The sequence below is a fragment of the Promicromonospora citrea genome (genome assembly GCF_013004695.1).
Taxonomy (GTDB): Bacteria; Actinomycetota; Actinomycetes; order Actinomycetales; family Cellulomonadaceae; genus Promicromonospora; species Promicromonospora citrea.
In genome coordinates this window covers 1-18,815 of record NZ_JABEMG010000047.1, presented here as the reverse complement: position 1 = coordinate 18,815, position 18,815 = coordinate 1, and the positions used below count along the sequence as shown (strand labels likewise).

The 18,815-nt window shown below is 72.5% G+C and carries 14 protein-coding genes and 1 tRNA gene; 11 read left to right on the top strand and 4 right to left on the bottom strand.

Annotated elements, in window-relative coordinates:
• The first annotated feature begins 6 nt into the window (after positions 1-6).
• On the top strand, positions 7-1,443 hold the full coding sequence (gene pyk, locus HLB15_RS11090) for a pyruvate kinase (RefSeq protein ID WP_171105573.1): 1,437 nt from the start codon (positions 7-9) through the stop codon (positions 1,441-1,443).
• 119 nt (positions 1,444-1,562) lie between these two features.
• Positions 1,563-3,242: a RyR domain-containing protein gene (locus HLB15_RS24810; RefSeq protein ID WP_171105571.1), complete on the top strand. Its 1,680-nt coding sequence runs from the start codon at positions 1,563-1,565 to the stop codon at positions 3,240-3,242.
• Between the two features lie 4 nt (positions 3,243-3,246).
• On the opposite strand, the gene HLB15_RS11080 is transcribed toward HLB15_RS24810, so the two are convergent.
• Positions 3,247-3,330: transfer RNA gene (locus HLB15_RS11080), tRNA-Leu, on the bottom strand.
• A gap of 81 nt (positions 3,331-3,411) precedes the next feature.
• On the opposite strand from HLB15_RS11080, the gene HLB15_RS11075 reads away from it, so the two are divergent.
• Positions 3,412-4,074, top strand: coding sequence for an ANTAR domain-containing response regulator (locus tag HLB15_RS11075; protein ID WP_171105569.1), 663 nt, complete (start codon positions 3,412-3,414; stop codon positions 4,072-4,074).
• A 140-nt stretch (positions 4,075-4,214) separates the two neighbouring features.
• Positions 4,215-4,868: a GNAT family N-acetyltransferase gene (locus tag HLB15_RS11070; RefSeq protein ID WP_171105568.1), complete on the top strand. Its 654-nt coding sequence runs from the start codon at positions 4,215-4,217 to the stop codon at positions 4,866-4,868.
• A 24-nt stretch (positions 4,869-4,892) separates the two neighbouring features.
• Here HLB15_RS11070 and HLB15_RS11065 read toward each other — a convergent pair whose 3' ends face one another.
• Positions 4,893-5,384 (bottom strand): PaaI family thioesterase, encoded by a 492-nt coding sequence (locus HLB15_RS11065; protein ID WP_373291123.1) that lies wholly within the window; start codon positions 5,382-5,384, stop codon positions 4,893-4,895.
• A gap of 7 nt (positions 5,385-5,391) precedes the next feature.
• On the opposite strand from HLB15_RS11065, the gene polA reads away from it, so the two are divergent.
• Positions 5,392-8,121: a DNA polymerase I gene (gene polA / locus HLB15_RS11060; RefSeq protein ID WP_417715064.1), complete on the top strand. Its 2,730-nt coding sequence runs from the start codon at positions 5,392-5,394 to the stop codon at positions 8,119-8,121.
• 123 nt (positions 8,122-8,244) lie between these two features.
• Here polA and HLB15_RS11055 read toward each other — a convergent pair whose 3' ends face one another.
• Together HLB15_RS11055 and HLB15_RS11050 are read right to left on the bottom strand one after the other, a co-directional pair.
• Complete coding sequence (locus HLB15_RS11055) at positions 8,245-9,180, bottom strand: type IV toxin-antitoxin system AbiEi family antitoxin domain-containing protein (protein ID WP_171105564.1); 936 nt, start codon at positions 9,178-9,180, stop codon at positions 8,245-8,247.
• 506 nt (positions 9,181-9,686) lie between these two features.
• The gene (locus HLB15_RS11050; RefSeq protein WP_229785682.1) at positions 9,687-10,493 is read right to left on the bottom strand and encodes a class I SAM-dependent methyltransferase; all 807 of its coding nucleotides are present in this window, start codon (positions 10,491-10,493) and stop codon (positions 9,687-9,689) included.
• Positions 10,494-10,712: 219 nt separating this feature from the next.
• Here HLB15_RS11050 and HLB15_RS11045 point away from each other — a divergent pair, with 219 nt between their 5' ends.
• The 6 genes from HLB15_RS11045 to HLB15_RS11020 all read left to right on the top strand — a co-directional run.
• Positions 10,713-12,365 (top strand): ABC transporter substrate-binding protein, encoded by a 1,653-nt coding sequence (locus HLB15_RS11045; protein WP_171105560.1) that lies wholly within the window; start codon positions 10,713-10,715, stop codon positions 12,363-12,365.
• Between the two features lie 183 nt (positions 12,366-12,548).
• The gene (locus tag HLB15_RS11040) at positions 12,549-13,556 is read left to right on the top strand and encodes an ABC transporter permease (protein ID WP_171105558.1); all 1,008 of its coding nucleotides are present in this window, start codon (positions 12,549-12,551) and stop codon (positions 13,554-13,556) included.
• Positions 13,557-13,612: 56 nt separating this feature from the next.
• Complete coding sequence (locus HLB15_RS11035) at positions 13,613-14,515, top strand: ABC transporter permease (protein WP_229785681.1); 903 nt, start codon at positions 13,613-13,615, stop codon at positions 14,513-14,515.
• Positions 14,512-16,284, top strand: a complete 1,773-nt coding sequence (locus tag HLB15_RS11030; RefSeq protein WP_229785672.1) for a dipeptide ABC transporter ATP-binding protein — start codon at positions 14,512-14,514, stop codon at positions 16,282-16,284. Before HLB15_RS11035 ends, HLB15_RS11030 begins: the two co-directional genes overlap by 4 nt.
• 185 nt (positions 16,285-16,469) lie before the next feature.
• Entirely contained in the window at positions 16,470-17,942 is a 1,473-nt protein-coding gene (gene rpsA, locus HLB15_RS11025) for a 30S ribosomal protein S1 (RefSeq protein ID WP_171105557.1), read from the top strand.
• Positions 17,943-18,160: 218 nt separating this feature from the next.
• Positions 18,161-18,815, top strand: a 655-nt coding sequence (locus HLB15_RS11020; RefSeq protein WP_212759751.1) for an ATP-binding protein, incomplete at its 3' end; no start/stop codon positions are given.

Below are 18,815 nucleotides of genomic sequence, written 5' to 3'. Positions count from 1 at the left end.
GGAGACATGCGCAGAGCCAAGATCGTGTGCACCATCGGACCCGCCACGGAGAGCCCGGAGAAACTCCGGGAGCTCGTCGACGCCGGCATGAACGTGGCGCGGATCAACCGCAGCCACGGCGAGCAGGAGGCGCACGCGGCGGTCTACCGACACGTGCGAGAGGCCGCCGAGGCGGCGGGCAAGTCCGTCGCCGTCCTCGTCGACCTGCAGGGCCCCAAGATCCGGCTCGGCCGGTTCGAGAACGACGAGAAGCACTTCCTCAACAAGGGCGACACCTTCACCATCACGACCGAGGACGTCCTCGGCACGCGGGAGATCGTGTCGACCACCCACAAGGGCCTGGCGCAGGACGCCAAGGTCGGCGACCCGCTGCTGATCGACGACGGCAAGGTGCGCGTGCGCGTCACCGCCGTCGACGGCCCACGCGTCGTCACGGAGGTCGAGGTCCCCGGGCCCGTCTCCAACAACAAGGGCATCAACCTGCCCGGTGTCGCGGTGTCGGTGCCCGCCCTGTCCGACAAGGACGAGGACGACCTGCGCTGGGCGCTCGAGCTGGGCGCCGACTTCATCGCGCTGTCCTTCGTGCGGTCCGCCAAGGACTACGAGGACGTCCGCCGCGTGATGGAGGAGGAGGGCCGCACGGTCCCCGTCATCGCGAAGATCGAGAAGCCGCAGGCCGTCGAGAACCTCGCCGAGGTCATCGCGGCGTTCGACGGCGTCATGGTGGCGCGCGGCGACCTCGCGGTCGAGATGCCGCTCGAGCAGGTGCCGCTCGTCCAGAAGCGCATCGTCGAGATGGCGCGGCGCAACGCCAAGCCGGTCATCGTCGCCACCCAGGTGCTCGAGTCGATGACGACGTCGCCCACGCCGACCCGCGCCGAGGCCTCGGACTGCGCCAACGCGGTGCTCGACGGCGCCGACGCGGTCATGCTGTCCGGCGAGACGTCGGTCGGTGACTACCCGATCGTCACGGTGCAGACCATGGCTCGCATCATCGAGGCCACCGAGGAGGCCGGCCGGGAGCGCATCGCGCCCCTCGGCTCGACGCCGCACACGCGCGGTGGCGCCATCACGCGCGCCGCGGCCGAGATCGGCGAGACGCTCGGGGCCAAGTACCTCGTGACGTTCACGCAGTCGGGCGACTCCGCGCGCCGGATGTCGCGCCTGCGCTCCTCGATCCCGCTGCTGGCGTTCACGCCGGAGCAGGCGGTCGCCAACGCGCTCGCGCTGACCTGGGGCACCGACGAGTACCTCGTGCCCAAGGTCGAGTCGGTCGACGCGATGGTGGCCCAGGTGGACCTCACGCTGCAGGACCAGGGCCTGGCTGCCAAGGGCGACACGGTCGTGGTGGTCTCCGGGGCTCCCGTCGGCGTGCCCGGCACGACCAACTCGATCCTCGTCCACCGGATCGGCTCGCAGCCCGAGGGCCGCACGCTGGTCTGACCCGCCGGACCGGACAGCGGGAGCTGACGCCGGGGCGGCCACGTGCCGCCCCGGCGCCCGTGTGTCCGGAGGCCGCCCGGGTTCACCGGCATGCCTGAGATGTCGCTAGTGTTCCGCCCGTGACGCGTTCCTTCCCCTGGACCCGGGTCGGGTTCGGTGCCCTCGTGCTGGTCTCGCTCGGCCTCGGCTCCTGGGGCCTCGCGCTCGACACGAGCCACCTGCCGGACCGCACCTGGTACGACGTCCTCTACCAGGACCTGCAGCTCTTCGTCATGGGTGCCGACCCCGCCAGCGGGGGCGGCGAGCTGTCCTGGCAGCTCCAGGTGGCCCGGTTCCTCGCGCCCGGCACCGCCGTCTACGCCCTGTTCGAGGCCGCGCGCGTCCTGTTCACCGGCGAGCTGCGCCGGATGCGGGAGCGCCGCACGAAGGGCCACGCCATCGTCGTCGGCGACACCGACGCGGCCGACACCGTCACCGCGGCCCTCGAGTCCGCCGGGCACCGCGTGCTGCGCGCCGCCGACGTCTCGGGACTGCACGACGCCGGGCTGCCCGGCGCGGCCGTGCTCTACGCGTGCGGCGACGACAGCACCGACGCGACGGCGAACGTGCTCGTCGTCGCGGAGGCCGAGGAGGCCGTGCGCCGGGCGGGCAGCGGGCCGAACCGGCTGTACGCCCACGTGAGCGACCCCGAGCTCGGCGTCGCGCTGCAGGCGCGGCACCTGAGCTGTGCCGAGCCCGGTGTGGACTTCTTCACGCTCGACGTCATCGCGGCCCAGGCGCTCGCCGTCCGCGAGGTGCGCCGCCTCCTCGACGCCGACGGCGGTCCCGCCGCGCTCACGCGGGTGGCCGTCGTGGGCTCGGGGGAGTTCGCCAAGGCGCTCGTCGTCGGCCTCGCGCGGGAGTGGGAGCTGGCCACGGGCGGCGTGCGCCTCGCGGTCGACCTCGTGGCCGACGACGCGCCCGAGGTGGCCGACGCGCTGCGGACCCGCTGGTCGCCCGTCGCGGAGAAGATCGAGCTGAGCGCGGTGCGGGCGCTGGCCGAGCTCGGCAAGCCCGACATCATCTATGTGTGCCACGCCGACGAGGGCCGGTCCCTGCGCGTGGCCCTCACCGCCACGAGCCTGTGGCACGGCGGTCCCGGCTCGCTCGTGCTCCTGCTCGACGGCCTCGCCGGGCTGACGCGCGCGTTCGGCCGCGAGGCCTCCCGCGTGCTCGACGACCTCGACGGGCGCCTGCGGACGGTCACCATGCGCGACCTGCTGGCCGACGTCGAGCGCGAGGAGGCGCGCGCGCACGCCGACATGTACGAGCGGATCGCGCGCTCGGTGCACCACGTCTACCTGCGCAACCAGCGTGAGCGCGGGATCGGCTGGGGCGAGCTGCCCGCGATGGTGCGGTGGGAGGACCTGCCGGAGGACCTGCGGGCCTCCAACCGCGGCTGGGTCGTCGGGCTGCCCGAGCGCCTCGCCCGGATGGGCGCCACCATCGCGCCGCGCGACGGCGCGCCCGACGTCGTGTTCGAGGGCGAGGAGCTCGACCGCCTGGCCGAGGCCGAGCACGAGCTGTGGGAGCAGGTGCGCGTGGCGCAGGGGTGGCGCGCCGGCCCGGTGCGCGACGACGCGGCGAAGGTGCACCCGATGATCGGCGTGCCGTGGGCGCAGCTGCCGCCCGAGAACCAGGAGAAGGACCGCGACGTGGTGCGGCTGCTGCCGGAGATCCTCGCGGAGTTCGGTCTGGAGGTCGTGCGGTACGCCCAGGACCCGCGTCCCGACGCGCGTACCACCGACGTCGCCGTCTGAGAGGTGCCGGGTGTGGGACTTGAACCCACACGCCCTCGCGGGCAGCGCTTTTTGAGAGCGCCGCGTCTGCCTGTTCCGCCAACCCGGCCGAGGGGACATAAAATGTGTCCCGCCGGACATCGAACCATACCCCGGCCCCGGCCCCAAGCCCGCGGACCTGCGACGTAGGATGTACCCCGTGACCGACGAGAACACCGAGAAGCTCCCCCTGGATCTGCCCCCCGTGATCGACGCCGAGCCGGAGGCCGCTGCCGTGAAGCCCTCCCGCCGCGCCGTCGTGGCGGAGGACGAGGCCCTGATCCGCATGGACGTGGTGGAGACCCTGCGCGAGGCCGGGTTCGACGTGGTGGGGGAGGCCGGCGACGGCGAGACCGCCGTGAACCTGGCGATCGAGCTGAAGCCCGACGTCGTGGTGATGGACGTGAAGATGCCCGAGCTGGACGGCATCTCCGCCGCCGAGCGCATCGGCAAGGCGCACGCGGCCCCCGTGGTGCTCCTCACGGCGTTCTCGCAGACGGAGCTCGTCGAGCGCGCCCGCGACGCCGGTGCCATGGCGTACGTCGTCAAGCCCTTCACCCCGGCCGACCTGCTGCCCGCCGTCGAGATCGCGATCTCGCGGTACTCGCAGATCGGCGCGCTCGAGGCCGAGGTCGCCGACCTCACCGAGCGGTTCGAGACCCGCAAGCGCGTCGACCGCGCCAAGGGCCTCCTCATGACGAAGATGGGCCTGTCGGAGCCGGAGTCGTTCCGCTGGATCCAGAAGACGTCGATGGACCGCCGCCTCACGATGCGCGAGGTCGCCGACGCCGTGATCGAGCAGGTCGGCGCCTGACCTCGGCGTCCCGCACCCGCTCCGCGGAGCGGGTGAAATCCGGGACGACGTGTTCTCCGGCGCCGGGACCCGGGACTAGTGTCTGCGCGGAGCCGGTGCCGAGAACCCGGTAGCCCCAGACGACCCGGGAGGAGAGAGACGTGCTAGAGATCCGTTCCGCGTGCGAGGACGACCTCCGTGCCGTCGCGGCCCTGGCCGCCGAGGCCCGGGACGACTCGCCCGAGGGCGCCCAGCTCGGCGCCCAGGACACGCGCCGCCTGCTGGAGCACCTCAGCGTGCTCCTGTCGGCGGGCGGCCACGTGCTGGTCGCCGACCTCGACGGCCGGGTGGTCGGCGTGGTGCTCGGCCGGGTGGTGGGCGCCTACCTCTTCGCCGAGCGGCCCAGCCTCTACCTCGACATGCTGTTCGTGGCGCCCCGCGCGCGGCGCCACGGCGTGGGGCACGCGCTCCTGCGGGCCGCCGCCGACCTCGCGGCGCAGCACGAGTGCGAGGACGTGTACTCGGCCCCCGTGCCGGGCAACCGCGGTGTGCAGCGCTTCCTCGCGCGGCTCGGCTTCGCTCCCGCTGCCGGGCACCGGGTCGCGTCCGTCGCCGCACTGCAGCGTCGTCTCGCCGCGGACGCCGCGGCCCGCGACGCGGTGCGTCCCGGGCGCCGGTTCGGGCGCGGCGCGGGTATCGAGGACCTCATCGCGCGGCGTCGACGGGCCCGCTCCGTGACGGAGTCGGGGCCGATCGACATGCGCCCCGTCGGCGGCGGCGCGCCGTCCGGCCGCCGGGCGGCCCACGCGGGCTGAGGAGCCCGCGGGACCCTCCCGTCCTCAGCCCAGGATCATGCAGGTGAGCCGGGCCGTGCACACGCGCTTGCCCGCCTCGTCCGTGACGACGATCTCGTAGGACGCCGTCGAGCGCCCCAGGTGCAGCGCCGTGGCCGTGCCGGTGACCCAGCCCTCGCGCACGCCCCGGTGGTGCGTGGCGCTGACCTCGATGCCCACGGCGTTGCGGCCGGGACCCGCGTGCGCCTGTGCCGCCAGGGAACCCAGCGTCTCCGCCAGCGCGACCGACGCGCCGCCGTGCAGCAGCCCGGCGGGCTGGGTGTTGCCGGCGACCGGGATCCGGCCCACCGCGCGGTCCGGCGCCAGCTCCAGCAGCTCCATCCCCATCCGTTCGAACAGCGTGCCCGCCGGGTCCGCCGACGTGTACAGGGCGCGCCAGTCGAGAGCGGTGGGTGTGCCGGTGGGTGCACCGGTGGGTGTGCCGGCGGGTGCGGCGCCGGGGGCGGACGGCGTCGCGGAAGCGCTCGTGTCAGTCATGCGGGCTATGTTGTCAGGCGTGACCTCCACAGCGCCAAGCCACCTGCCGGGCACGCCCGCGACGGGCCGCCCTCGTCTCCTGCTGATCGACGGCCACTCGATGGCCTACCGGGCGTTCTACGCGCTGCCCGACACGCTCGCGACCAGCTCCGGACAGATCACCAACGCCGTCTACGGGTTCACGTCGATGCTGACGAACCTGCTGCGCGACGAGCAGCCGACGCACCTGGCCGTCGCGTTCGACGCCGGGCGGGTGACCTTCCGCACCGAGCGGTACCCCGAGTACAAGGGCACGCGCGACGCCACGCCCGACGCGTTCCGGGGCCAGGTACCGCTCATCAAGGAGGTGCTGGACGCGCTGCGCGTCCCGTTCGTCCAGCTCGAGGGCATCGAGGCGGACGACATCCTCGCGACCCTCGCCACGCAGGCGCGCGCCGCGGACATGGACGTGCTGATCTGCTCGGGCGACCGGGACGCGCTGCAGCTCGTCAACGGGAACGTCACGGTGCTGTACCCCAGGAAGGGCGTGTCCGAGTTGTCGCGCATGGACCCGGAGGCGGTCGCGGCCAAGTACGGCGTGCCGCCCGAGCGGTACCCCGACCTGGCGGCGCTGGTCGGCGAGACGAGCGACAACCTGCCCGGTGTGCCCGGCGTCGGGCCGAAGACGGCGGCCAAGTGGATCACGGCCCACGGCAGCCTCGCCGCCCTCCTGGACGCGGCCGACCAGGTCAAGGGCAAGGCGGGGGAGAACCTGCGCGCCCACCTCGACCAGGTGCGGGTCAACCGTGAGCTCAACGCCCTGCTGACCGACGTCGAGCTGCCGATCGGCGTCGCCGACCTCGCGGTCGCGGGCTTCGACCGCGAGGCCGTGCACCGCGTGTCCGACTCGCTCCAGTTCGGTCAGCTCCGCGACCGGCTCCTGGCCGTCGACCCGGCGGGCGGCGGCCAGGAGGACGCGCCCGTCGGCGCCGCGGTCGAGCTGGACCTGGCCGACATCGCCCCCGGCGCGCTCGGCACGTGGCTCGCCGCCCGTTCCCCGCAGGTCGGGGTCGAGGTCGCGGGCAAGGCGGTGGCCGGCGGCGGGGACGCGTGGGCCGTCGCGATCGCCGAGCCCGGCGGCGAGGCCGCCTCCCTCGACCTCACCCAGCTCGGGCCCGACGACGAGAAGGCACTCGGCGCATGGCTGGCCGACCCGACGGCGCCCAAGACGCTGCACGGCGCGAAGGCCGCCGCCCACATGCTCGCCGCACGCGCCATGGACCTCGAGGGCGTGGTCTTCGACACCGAGCTGGCCGCCTACCTGTGCTACCCGGACCAGCGCGGGTACGACCTCGGCGACCTCGCGGTGCGGCACATCGGCCGCGAGCTCAAGGTCGCGGAGCCCGACGGCGCGCAGGGTGCGCTGGACCTCTCGCTCGAGGGCGAGACCGAGGGCCAGGCCGAGGCCGTGCGCGCGCAGGGTGTCGCCGAGCTCGCGTCGGCGCTCGCGGGCGAGCTGTCCGACCGCGACGCGACCGGTCTGCTGACCGACGTCGAGCTGCCCCTGGCGGGCGTGCTGGCGCGCATGGAGCGCACGGGCATCGCGGCGGACACCGCATACCTGACCGGCCTCGAGAAGCAGTTCGCGCAGGGCGTGGCCGACGCGGCGGCGCAGGCCTACGACGTCATCGGCCGCGAGGTGAACCTCGGCAGCCCGAAGCAGCTCCAGGAGGTGCTGTTCGACCAGCTCGGCATGCCGAAGACGAAGAAGATCAAGACGGGGTACACCACCGACGCCGCGAGCCTGCAGGACCTGTTCGTCAAGACCGAGCACCCGTTCCTCGCGCACCTGCTCGCCCACCGCGATGTGTCCCGCCTGCGAGTGACCGTGGAGGGTCTGCTCAAGTCGGTGGCGCCCGACGGCCGCATCCACACGACGTTCCAGCAGACCATCGCCGCGACGGGACGGCTGAGCTCGACCGACCCCAACCTGCAGAACATCCCGATCCGCACGGAGGCGGGCCGGCAGATCCGCCGGGCCTTCCGCGTCGGCGAGGGCTACGAGTCCCTCCTGACCGCGGACTACAGCCAGATCGAGATGCGGATCATGGCGCACCTGTCGGGCGACGAGGGCCTCATCGCGGCGTTCGTCTCGGGCGAGGACCTGCACCGCTACGTCGGCTCCCGCGTCTTCGAGGTGGCGCCGGCGGACGTGACCGCCGAGATGCGCTCCAAGATCAAGGCCATGTCGTACGGCCTGGCCTACGGCCTGAGCGCGTTCGGGCTCTCGCAGCAGCTGAACATCGCCACGAGCGAGGCGCAGGCGCTCATGGACGACTACTTCGAGCGGTTCGGCGGCGTGCGCGACTACCTCGCGGGCGTGGTCGAGGAAGCGCGTGCGACGGGGTACACCGCCACGATCCTCGGCCGCCGTCGCTACCTGCCCGACCTCACGAGCGACAACCGGCAGCGCCGGCAGATGGCTGAGCGCATGGCCCTCAACGCCCCGATCCAGGGCAGCGCCGCCGACATCATCAAGCTCGCGATGCTGCGCGTGCAGAAGGCGCTCGACGACCGTGGCCTGGGCTCGCGGCTGCTGCTGCAGGTGCACGACGAGCTCGTGGTCGAGGTGGCCCCGGGCGAGCGCGCCGTGGCCGAGGAGGTGCTGCGCTCGGAGATGGGCGCGGCCTTCGCGCTGACGGTGCCGCTGGACGTCTCGGTCGGTACGGGCCCCACCTGGCACGACGCGGGCCACTGACGCTCCGGCCGGCCGCCGTTGGTGCGACGCCTGCCGCCGAGATCTGGTGTTCTCGTCGAGATCTGGTCGTGCGCAACCAGATCTCGACGAGAACACCAGATCTCAGCGGACGGTCCGCTGCTGTCACACCGGCGGGAGGTCCGTCAGCGGGCGCAGGCGGGGGCGCCGACCCGGCTCGGTGTGGCGCAGCACGCGCCGGACGAGCTCGGCCGGGCTGTCCCGTGCGGTCACCCGGAGCAGTTCGCGCCCTGCCTCACGGATGGCGTCCTCCCGCCGCTTCTCCTCGAACCGTGCGACATCGGCCGCGTACCGTCGGTCGGGGACCCCGTCCCGGTACTTGACGAACCCGTCGAACTCGAGGAGTGGGCCCCACTCGTCCCAGCCGACGTCCGCGTGGAACGTGCCCAGCCGGGTGCTCACGGGGACCTGGGTGCGCGGCCGCGGGAACCCGGCGCGCAGCAGCACGTAGCGGGTCCAGGTCTCCCACGGCGACTGCGCCCCGGCGTCCGCGAGCTCGACGACGAGCCGTGCGCGGCGCCGGTTGCGCCGGTCAGGCCGGGCCTCCACCGCGGTGAGGAGGGTGTCGCGCCGCATGCCCTGAGCGAGCGCCCAGTCAGCGAGCACCAACCCGTCGAGCGGTGGCACCGTGGCGAGGCAGTCGAGCACCGTGCGCGCCGGCGAGGTGACGGGAACGCCCGCGACGCTGACGACCTCGTCGTCGACCAGGCTCGTCCGGTGCCGCACGATGTCGCGGGCGCCACCTGCGTTCGCGCCGTACTGCTGGATCACGTGGACCTGCCGGGGTGTGCGCCACATCGGTGCCCCGTGGAGCAGCGCCGCGCTGACGTGGCTGATCACGTGGGCAGCCGTGAGCTGCCGGTGCACGGCGACCACGAGCTGCTCCGCCCGGAGCCGTGCGCGGGCGGCGGGGCCGGTGTCGACCCCGACGTCGTCCACGGTGCGGTAGGCCCCACGCCGTAGTCGCTCCACCTCACCCGCGGACAGTGCACGGCGGAGCAGGCTGAAGTCGTGGTCACGGGCGAGCAGGATCTCGGACACGGCACCAGGCTCGGCCGTCGCGGCGCACGCCGGGGACGCGACGCCGGCATCCTGTGGACGGACGCGCCGCCCGGCCATCTGTGGTCCCGCTCGCCGCCCGTCATTCCGTGCGCAGGGCCCGTCCGGCGGTCAGGCGGCGTGACCCGCTGACGTGCTGACGCACCGCCCGCACCGTGCCCGCTGCTGAGATCTGGTGTTGCTGTTGAGATCTGGCCGTGCACTACCAGATCTCAACAGCAACACCAGATCTCGACGGACATCAGCCTCGGGTGCCGCTCTGCGCACCCCGTGCCGTGCACCCCGTGCCGTGGACGCGCCCAGCGGACCCGGTTCCGTGCCCCCGTCCCATCGGAGCCAACGGGGGAGCTCCCGGGTGGGCTGAGTGCCAGCTGCGTCACTGACATCTGGTGTTTCTGGTGAGATCTGGTCGTGCACGGCCAGAACTCACCGGAAACACCAGATCTCAGCGGACGGGCCCAGCACCCCATCCGGCGACCGGGCAACGCTCACCGGGTCGTCACGAAGACTGCCGTGCCCGGCAGGTAGCGGCCGCGTTCGGGGCCCCAGCCGCCCCACACCTCGCTGTTCCACGCGGGCCACTCCGGCTCGACCAGGTCGACCAGCCGCAGCCCCGCCGCCACGACGTCGCGCACGTGGTCGCCCAGGGTGCGGTGGTACTCGGCGTACAGGACGCGGTCGGCGGCGTCGGTCTCGACGTAGGGCCGGCGGTCGAAGTACGAGCGGGTCGCCGTCAGGCCGCGGAGGGTCGGGTCGTCCGGGAACGCCCAGCGCAGCGGGTGCGTCACGGAGAACACCCAGCGGCCGCCGGGCCGCAGCACCCGGGCGGCCTCGCGGTGCACCCGGACGGCGTCGGGCACGAAGGGCACGGCACCGAACGACGTGAAGACGACGTCGAACGAGGCGTCGGCGAAGGGCAGGGCCCGCGCGTCGGCCTGCAGGCGCGGGACGCGGACCCCGGTGGCGTCGTCGAGCACGGCGGCCCCGGCGAGCATGCCTGCCGAGTAGTCCGTCGCCACGGCTCGCGCCCCGCGCGCGGCGAGCCAGCGCGAGCAGTGCGCCGCACCGGCACCGACCTCCAGCACGTCGCGGCCGGCGACGTCGCCCAGCAGGCCCGCTTCCGCCTCGGTGAGGCCCTCGGGACCCCAGCGGAACCCCGCGTCACCGAGGAAGTCGCGGTGCTCGTCGAGGTACTCGTCGGCGTTGGCGTCCCACCAGCGGCGGGCGGCGCCGCCGTCGTCGGGCACGTCGCGGTAGCCGAAGGACACGGCCTGGTCGTCGTTCACGGGGACCATCATCCCGCCAGGAGTGCCCGCGCACGCCCGGGTGAAGCGGCAGGTCGACCAGCTACCGCCTACCACAGACACACCGGTAACGAAAGGGTCACGATTGGATTGCGAGACCAGGCGAGAAATACGGAAGCAACGAAAGGACTCCTAAGGTCAGGCGCAAACGTCTGCGCGTCGTCGTGCCCGAACCCGGGCCCGCCGGTGCGCTCGAGGAAGGAGAGTGCCATGCGTCGACGCGCTACGCGCCTTGCGGGCGGCGTCACCCTGGTGACTGCGCTCGCAGTGGCTCTGAGCGGCTGTGTCGCGAGCGAGCGGGACCCCGAAGGCAGCTCCAGCGGGGGCGGCGACGGCACGTTCGTCTTCGCCGGCTCGGCGGAGCCCAGCTCGCTCGACCCCGCGTTCGCCAGCGACGGCGAGACGTTCCGGGTCGCGCGCCAGATCTTCGAGGGCCTCGTCGGCGTCGAGCCCGGCACCGCCGACCCGGCGCCGCTGCTCGCCGAGAGCTGGGACATCAGCGAGGACGGCCTGACGTACACGTTCCACCTCAAGGAGGGCGTGACGTTCCACGACGACACGCCGTTCGACGCCGAGGCCGTGTGCGCCAACTTCGACCGCTGGCACGACTGGACCGGCCTGGCCGCCCACGAGAACCTCTCGTACTACTACAAGGCCGTCTTCGGCGGGACGGGCGACAACAGCCTGTACGACTCGTGCGAGGCGTCCGACGAGGCGACCGCCGTCGTCACGCTGAACACGCCGATCCCCGAGCTCATCCCGGCGCTGTCGCTGCCGTCGTTCTCCATGCAGTCGCCCGCGGCGGTGGAGGAGTTCGGCGCGGACGAGGTCGAGGGCACGGCCGACGCGCCGCAGCTCACCGAGTACGGCCGCGAGCACCCGACCGGGACGGGCCCGTACACGTTCCAGGAGTGGAAGAGCGGCGAGAGCGTCACGCTGGCCGCCAACGAGAACTACTGGGGCGAGATCGGCGACGTCAAGAAGATCATCTTCACGGTGATCTCCGACGGCACCGCCCGCCGCCAGGCGCTCGAGGCCGGCGACATCGACGGCTACGACCTGGTCGCCCCCGCCGACGTCGCGGCGCTCGAGGAGGCCGGTTACACCATCCTCAACCGCGACGCGTTCAACATCCTGTACCTGGGCATGAACCAGGCGCAGAAGCCGCTGGACGACATCCGCGTGCGCCAGGCGATCGCCCACGCGATCGACAAGGACGCGCTGGTCCAGGCCGCGCTGCCGGAGGGCACCACCGCGGCCACGCAGTTCATCCCGGAGATCGTGTCCGGCTACAGCGACGACGTCACGACGTACGAGTACGACCCCGAGAAGGCCAAGGACCTCCTCAAGGAGGCCGGCCAGGAGAACCTCGAGCTCGAGTTCAACTACCCGACCGAGGTCTCGCGCCCGTACATGCCGGACCCCGCCGCGATCTACGAGGCCGTCTCGGCGGACCTCGAGGAGGTCGGCATCACGGTGACCGCGACGCCGGAGCCGTGGAGCCCGACGTACATCGACACCATCCAGGGCGGCGAGAACCACGGGCTGCACCTGCTCGGCTGGACGGGTGACTACAACGACACCTACAACTTCATCGGCACGTTCTTCGGTGCGAAGTCGCTGGAGTGGGGCTTCGACGACCAGGAGGTCTTCGACGCCATCAAGGACGCGCGCAACGCTCCGCTCGAGGAGCAGGAGGCGGCCTACATGCACGCGAACGAGGTCGTCATGGACGCCCTGCCGGGTGTCCCGCTGGCCAGCCCGGTGCCGTCGCTCGTCGTGGCGCCCGGCGTCGAGGGCTACCCGATCTCGCCCGTGCAGGACGAGGTCTACAACGTCATCAGCCTCGGCGGTGGCGAGTAACGGAGGCGGCACGGGGAGGGAGTAAGGTTCCCTTCCGCACCACCCGAGGTGGCGACGCCGTCGGGTGACGTCTCAGGTCGGGGCGCGGCTGGTGCCGCGCCCCGACCCCTGTCCCCTCATCGCCGGGCCCGGCCACGGTCGGCACGACCCGGGCGACCGATCACCGCATGTCTTCGAGGAACGATGCTCCGACTGATCGTGCAGCGCCTGCTGCTCCTGATACCCCTCCTGCTGGGCTTGTCGGTCCTGCTGTTCGGCTGGGTCCGCGCACTGCCGGGCGGGCCCGTGCAGGCCATGCTCGGCGAGCGGTACACCCCGGAGGCCGCGGCGGAGATCGAGGCCCAGCTCGGGCTCGACCAGCCCCTGATCGTCCAGTACGGCAAGTACCTCCTGCGGCTGCTGCAGGGCGACTTCGGCGTCTCGCTGCAGAGCGGGCGGCCCGTGCTGGAGGAGTTCTTCACGCGCTTCCCCGCCACGATCGAGCTCACGGTGGTCGCCCTGGTCTTCGCGATCGGTATCGGCATCCCGCTCGGGTACGTGGCCGCACGCCGCGCGGGATCCGTGGTCGACCACTCGGCCGTCGTGGTGTCGCTCATCGGCGTCACGGTGCCCGTGTTCTTCCTGGCGTTCATCCTCAAGTACCTCTTCGCCGTCGAGCTGGGCTGGTTCCCGACGACCGGCAGGCAGAGCGCCACGATGATCGCGACGCACCCGACCAACTTCTACGTCCTGGACGGCCTGCTCACCGCCGAGTGGGACGCCGCGTGGGACGCCCTGGTCCACCTGATCCTGCCCGGCATCGCGCTCGGCTCGATCCCGTTGGCGATCGTGGCCCGCATGACGCGCGCCGCCGTCTCCGAGGTGCAGAACGCCGACTACGTGCGCACAGCCCGCGCCAAGGGCATCAAGGCCTCGCGCCTGCGTGGCCAGCACATCCTGAAGAACGCCATGCTCCCCGTGGTGACGACGATCGGCCTGCAGGTCGGTCTGCTGCTGTCCGGAGCGGTGCTCACCGAGACCGTCTTCGCGTTCAGCGGCATCGGCAGCTTCCTCGCCGACTCCGTCTTCAACGCCGACTACCCGGTGATGCAGGGCTTCGTGCTCATGATCGCCGTGGTCTACGCGTTGGTGAACCTGCTCGTCGACGTCTCGTACGGGCTGATCGACCCCCGGCTGAGGAGGCAGCAGTGAGTGCCAACGAGCTTCCTGTGACCGACGGCGAGGCCGCCGCGCCGCTGCACGCGAGCATCCACGGCGACGGCCCCGCCGGCGCCGACCACGGCGGCGAGGGCGTCTGGGCGCGCGCGTGGCGCACGCTGCGCAGGAACCCGGTCGCGATCATCGGGTTCGTCATCGTCGCGGTGTTCGTGCTCGTCGCGGTGCTCGCACCGCTGCTGGCCCCGTACGGCGGCACCGAGCTGCCGGGCCGCGCCGACGTGCGCCCCACCCTCATCCCCGGCCCGTCGGCCGAGTACCCGCTCGGCCTGGACCGCTACGGCGGTGACGTGCTGAGCAAGCTGATCTGGGGCGCCCAGGCCTCGCTGCTGGTCGGCGTGCTGTCCACGCTGTTCGGCCTGACGGGCGGGCTGCTGCTCGGCCTGCTGGCCGGCTGGTTCGGCAAGTGGGTCGACTTCGCCGTGATGCGCCTGGTGGACCTCATGCTCTCGGTGCCGTCGCTGCTGCTGGCGGTGTCGATCGCGGCGATCGTCGGCCAGTCCTCGATGGCGGTCATCATCGCCATCGGCGTGGTGCAGGTGCCGATCTTCGCGCGACTCCTGCGCGGCTCGATGCTCGCGCAGAAGGGTCAGGACTACGTGCTGGCCGCCTCGGCGCTCGGCCTGACGCGGCGCTCGGTGACCATGAGCCACGTGCTGCCCAACAGCGTGGGCCCCGTCATCGTGCAGGCCACGCTCAGCCTGGCCACGGCCGTGATCGAGGCGGCGGCGCTGTCCTTCCTCGGCCTCGGCGGCGGCGAGCCGTCGACGGCGGAGTGGGGCCGCATGCTGACCGCCGCCCAGCAGGAGCTCGCCGTCGCGCCGCGGCTGGCGATCCTGCCCGGCATCTGCATCGCCGTGACGGCCCTCGGCTTCACCCTCGTGGGCGAGAGCCTGCGCGAGGCCCTCGACCCCCGGAACAGGACCCGACGATGAACGACACCGCAGACAAGAACCCCGGTGCCGCGGGCGCCGGCGCACAGGAGGACGACGTCGTCCTGCGCGTCGAGGACATGTCCGTCGACTTCCGTACCGAGCACGGCGCCGCGCGCGCCGTCGCGGGCGCGAACCTGACGGTCCGGCGCGGTCAGACCGTCGCGATCGTGGGGGAGTCGGGCTCCGGCAAGACCACCCTCGCGATGGCGGTGCTCGGCCTGCTGGCGAGCAACGGCTCGGTCGCCGAGGGGCACATCTGGTTCAAGGGCGAGGACCTGGGCGCCGTCTCGCCGCAGCGCATGGCGCAGCTGCGCGGCACGGAGCTGGGGCTGGTGCCGCAGGACCCGATGACGAACCTGGACCCGATCATGCAGATCGGCCGCCAGATCGACGAGGGTCTGATCGACAACGGCCTGCGCACGCTCCGGGACGCCCGGTCGCGCACGGTCGAGCTGCTCGACGAGGTCGGCCTGCCCGACGCGCGCAGGCGGGCCTCGCAGTACCCGCACGAGTTCTCCGGCGGCATGCGCCAGCGCGCGCTCATCGCGATGGGTCTCTCGGGCCGCCCCGCGCTGCTCGTCGCCGACGAGCCGACGTCGGCGCTCGACGTGACGGTCCAGCGCGGCATCCTCGACCAGCTCTCCGGCCTGACGCACGAGCTCGGCACGGCCGTCCTGCTCATCACGCACGACCTCGGGCTGGCGGCCGAGCGCGCGGACATCGTCGTGGTCATGTACCGCGGCGACATCGTGGAGCAGGGCCCGGCACGCCAGGTGCTCACGGCTCCGCAGCACGAGTACACGAAGCGGCTCATGGCGGCCGCGCCGTCGCTCGCGTCGCGCCGGATCGAGATCGCGCGCGAGCGCGGCCTGGACGACGTCCTCGACGAGGCCCTCCTCGCCCCGGGCGAGGAGCAGGCCTCCGGCGCGACGGCGGCCCAGGACTCCGCCGCGGGCGGCGCCGAGCCGACGCCGCTCGTCGAGGTGCGCGACGCGACCAAGGTGTTCTCGATCCGGGGCAACGGCCTGTTCTCCCGGAGCAAGGACTTCACGGCCGTCGACGGCGTGACCCTCGACATCCCGCGCGGCTCCACCGTCGCGGTGGTGGGCGAGTCGGGCTCGGGCAAGTCGACCCTCGCCCGCATGATCCTCGACATCGAGAAGCCGACGTCCGGCACGATCACGTTCGACGGCACGCCCGTCGGGTCGGGCGGGCACCGGGAGCAGATCGCCTACCGGCGCCGGGTGCAGCCTGTGTTCCAGGACCCGTACTCGTCGCTCGACCCCCTGTACTCGGTGTTCCGGGCGATCGAGGAGCCGCTGCGCGCGCACGACTACGGCGACGCCGCGGCCCGGCGCGCCCGCGTCGAGGAGCTCGCCGAGCAGGTGGCGCTGAGCAAGGGCCAGCTGCAGCGGTTCCCGTCGGAGCTGTCGGGCGGCCAGCGCCAGCGCGTGGCGATCGCCCGGGCGCTCGCGCTCTCGCCCGAGCTCGTCGTGTGCGACGAGGCGGTCTCCGCGCTCGACGTGGTGGTGCAGGCGCAGATCCTGCAGCTTCTCGCCGGCCTGCAGGAGGAGCTCGGCCTGACGTACCTCTTCATCACGCACGACCTCGCCGTCGTGCGGCAGATCGCCGACCGCGTGCTCGTCATGCAGCAGGGCCGGATGGTCGAGGAGGGCACCGTGGATGCCGTGTTCGACTCGCCGAGCACGGACTACACGCGCGCGCTGCTCGACGCGATCCCGGGCAGGGACCTGGAGCTCGCGCTCTGACTCCTGCACCCGGCAGTCACCCGGCAGTCACCCGGCGGACCGGGCTCGCGTTGACCGGTCCGCTGCCGCGCCACTAGGATGACTGGCGGTGCCGTGCGCCCTCCGGCGACCTTCGGGACCACACCATCAGAGCAAGACCGACCCTGTCCGTACTACACCATGTCCGCATCGGAGCATCGAACTCAATGACCATCTCCACCCCTGCGAAGTCCGCACCCCAGGTTGCCGTCAACGACATCGGCACCGAGGAGGACTTCCTTGCTGCCATCGACGCCACCATCAAGTACTTCAACGATGGTGACATCGTCGAAGGCACGATCGTCAAGGTGGACCGTGACGAGGTCCTTCTCGACATCGGCTACAAGACCGAGGGTGTCATCCCGTCCCGGGAGCTCTCGATCAAGCACGACGTCGACCCTGGCGAGGTCGTCGCCGTCGGCGACGCCGTCGAGGCCCTGGTCCTCCAGAAGGAGGACAAGGAAGGCCGCCTGATCCTGTCCAAGAAGCGCGCCCAGTACGAGCGCGCCTGGGGCACGATCGAGAAGATCAAGGAAGAGGACGGTGTCGTCACCGGCACCGTCATCGAGGTCGTCAAGGGCGGCCTCATCCTCGACATCGGGCTGCGCGGCTTCCTCCCCGCCTCGCTCGTGGAGATGCGTCGCGTCCGCGACCTCCAGCCGTACGTCGGCAAGGAGATCGAGGCCAAGATCATCGAGCTCGACAAGAACCGGAACAACGTCGTGCTGTCGCGCCGCGCCTGGCTCGAGCAGACGCAGTCCGAGGTCCGCTCCACCTTCCTGCAGACCCTGCAGAAGGGCCAGGTGCGCCCGGGCGTCGTCTCCTCGATCGTCAACTTCGGTGCGTTCGTGGACCTCGGCGGTGTCGACGGTCTGGTGCACGTCTCCGAGCTGTCCTGGAAGCACATCGACCACCCGTCCGAGGTCGTCGAGGTGGGCCAGGAGGTCACCGTCGAGGTGCTCGACGTCGACTTCGACCGCGAGCGTGTCTCCCTGTCGCTGAAGGCGACGCAGGAGGACCCGTGGCAGACCTTCGCCCGCACGCACGCCATCGGTCAGGTCGTGCCCGGCAAGGTCACCAAGCTGGTTCCGTTCGGTGCGTTCGTGCGTGTCGAGGACGGCATCGAGGGCCTGGTGCACATCTCGGAGCTGGCCGTGCGCCACGTCGAGCTGCCGGAGCAGGTCGTCACCGTCGGTGCCGAGGTGTTCGTCAAGGTCATCGACATCGACCTGGAGCGCCGCCGCATCTCGCTGTCGCTCAAGCAGGCCAACGAGGGCGTGGACCCGGAGTCCGAGGACTTCGACCCCGCGCTGTACGGCATGGCTGCCGAGTACGACGAGCAGGGCAACTACAAGTACCCGGACGGCTTCGACCCGGAGACCAACGAGTGGCTCGAGGGCTACGAGGCGCAGCGCGAGGCGTGGGAGGCGGAGTACGCCAAGGCGCACGAGCGCTGGACCGCGCACCGCAAGCAGGTCGCCGAGGCGCTGGCCGCGGACACGGACGCGTCGACCGACGCGCCGGCCGCCGCCGCTGCCGGTGGCACCTCGTACTCCTCGGCTCCGGCCGAGGAGGCCGGCGGCACGCTGGCCTCGGACGAGGCCCTCGCCGCGCTCCGCGAGAAGCTCACGGGCAACTGATCCTGCCGCTGAGCAGGGTCGTCTGACCCGAGCCGTACGACGGCCCGTCGCCCCTTCGGGGGCGGCGGGCCGTCGTCGTTTTCAGGATGTGGTGCGGCCGGCGGCGCGTTCCCTGCGGCACAGCGCGCTGACCTGCGGCGACGCCTCCGGGGCCGGGCGAAATCCGGTATCACACGGCCGCTGGCCAGGGCGCCGGACCTGCGGTTGGATGACTGCCCATGAGACGACCCGGACCCGACGAGGCACGGGGCACCGTGAGTCCTGCCGGTCTCCTCGCGCCCGAGCGCGGGATCGTCCCGTTCACCGGCCGTGCGCGCGAGCTCGCCGAGCTGCGGGCGTGGGTGCGCTCCCGCGAGCCGGTGGCACTGCGTCTCGTGTGCGGCCTGGGCGGCGTGGGCAAGACCCGCCTGGCCCGCGAGCTGGGCCGCAGGCTGCGCCGCACGGGCTGGACGGTCGTGCACGTGCTGCCCGGACAGGAGGTCGCCGCGGTCGAGGGGGTCGCCGACGCGCGGCGTGCGCTGCTCGTGGTGGACGACGCGGGCTTCCGGCCCGGCCTGCCCGCGATGCTCGACGCGCTGGGCGCCGTCCCGCGCCGGGGCCGGCTGCGCGTGCTGCTCCTCGCGCGCACGGGCGGCCAGTGGTGGCCGCGCGAGCGCTGGACGAGCGCGCTGTGGGCGGGGTCGACGCCGTCGGTCACGCAGACCGCGCTCGAGGCGCCGCTCGACGGGGGCGTCGACGTCGCGTACGACCCGGCGCTCGGGGTCCCGGTCGATCGGCCGGACGGCGACCGCGTGGTGGTCGCGGCCGCGACGGCCCGGTTCGCCCGGGCGCTGGGCCGTCCGGCGCCACGCGTCCGGTACGAGCCGGCGCCCG

Coding starts and splice junctions, on each gene's coding strand:
- HLB15_RS11050 (WP_229785682.1), bottom strand. CDS start 10,493: ATGGTCCCCGTGAACGACGACCAGGCCGTGTCCTTCGGCTACCGCGAC.
- HLB15_RS11075 (WP_171105569.1), top strand. CDS start 3,412: ATGTACCCCGTGACCGACGAGAACACCGAGAAGCTCCCCCTGGATCTG.
- HLB15_RS11065 (WP_373291123.1), bottom strand. CDS start 5,384: ATGACTGACACGAGCGCTTCCGCGACGCCGTCCGCCCCCGGCGCCGCA.
- HLB15_RS11045 (WP_171105560.1), top strand. CDS start 10,713: ATGCGTCGACGCGCTACGCGCCTTGCGGGCGGCGTCACCCTGGTGACT.
- pyk (WP_171105573.1), top strand. CDS start 7: ATGCGCAGAGCCAAGATCGTGTGCACCATCGGACCCGCCACGGAGAGC.
- HLB15_RS11040 (WP_171105558.1), top strand. CDS start 12,549: ATGCTCCGACTGATCGTGCAGCGCCTGCTGCTCCTGATACCCCTCCTG.
- polA (WP_417715064.1), top strand. CDS start 5,392: ATGTTGTCAGGCGTGACCTCCACAGCGCCAAGCCACCTGCCGGGCACG.
- HLB15_RS11030 (WP_229785672.1), top strand. CDS start 14,512: ATGAACGACACCGCAGACAAGAACCCCGGTGCCGCGGGCGCCGGCGCA.
- rpsA (WP_171105557.1), top strand. CDS start 16,470: ATGACCATCTCCACCCCTGCGAAGTCCGCACCCCAGGTTGCCGTCAAC.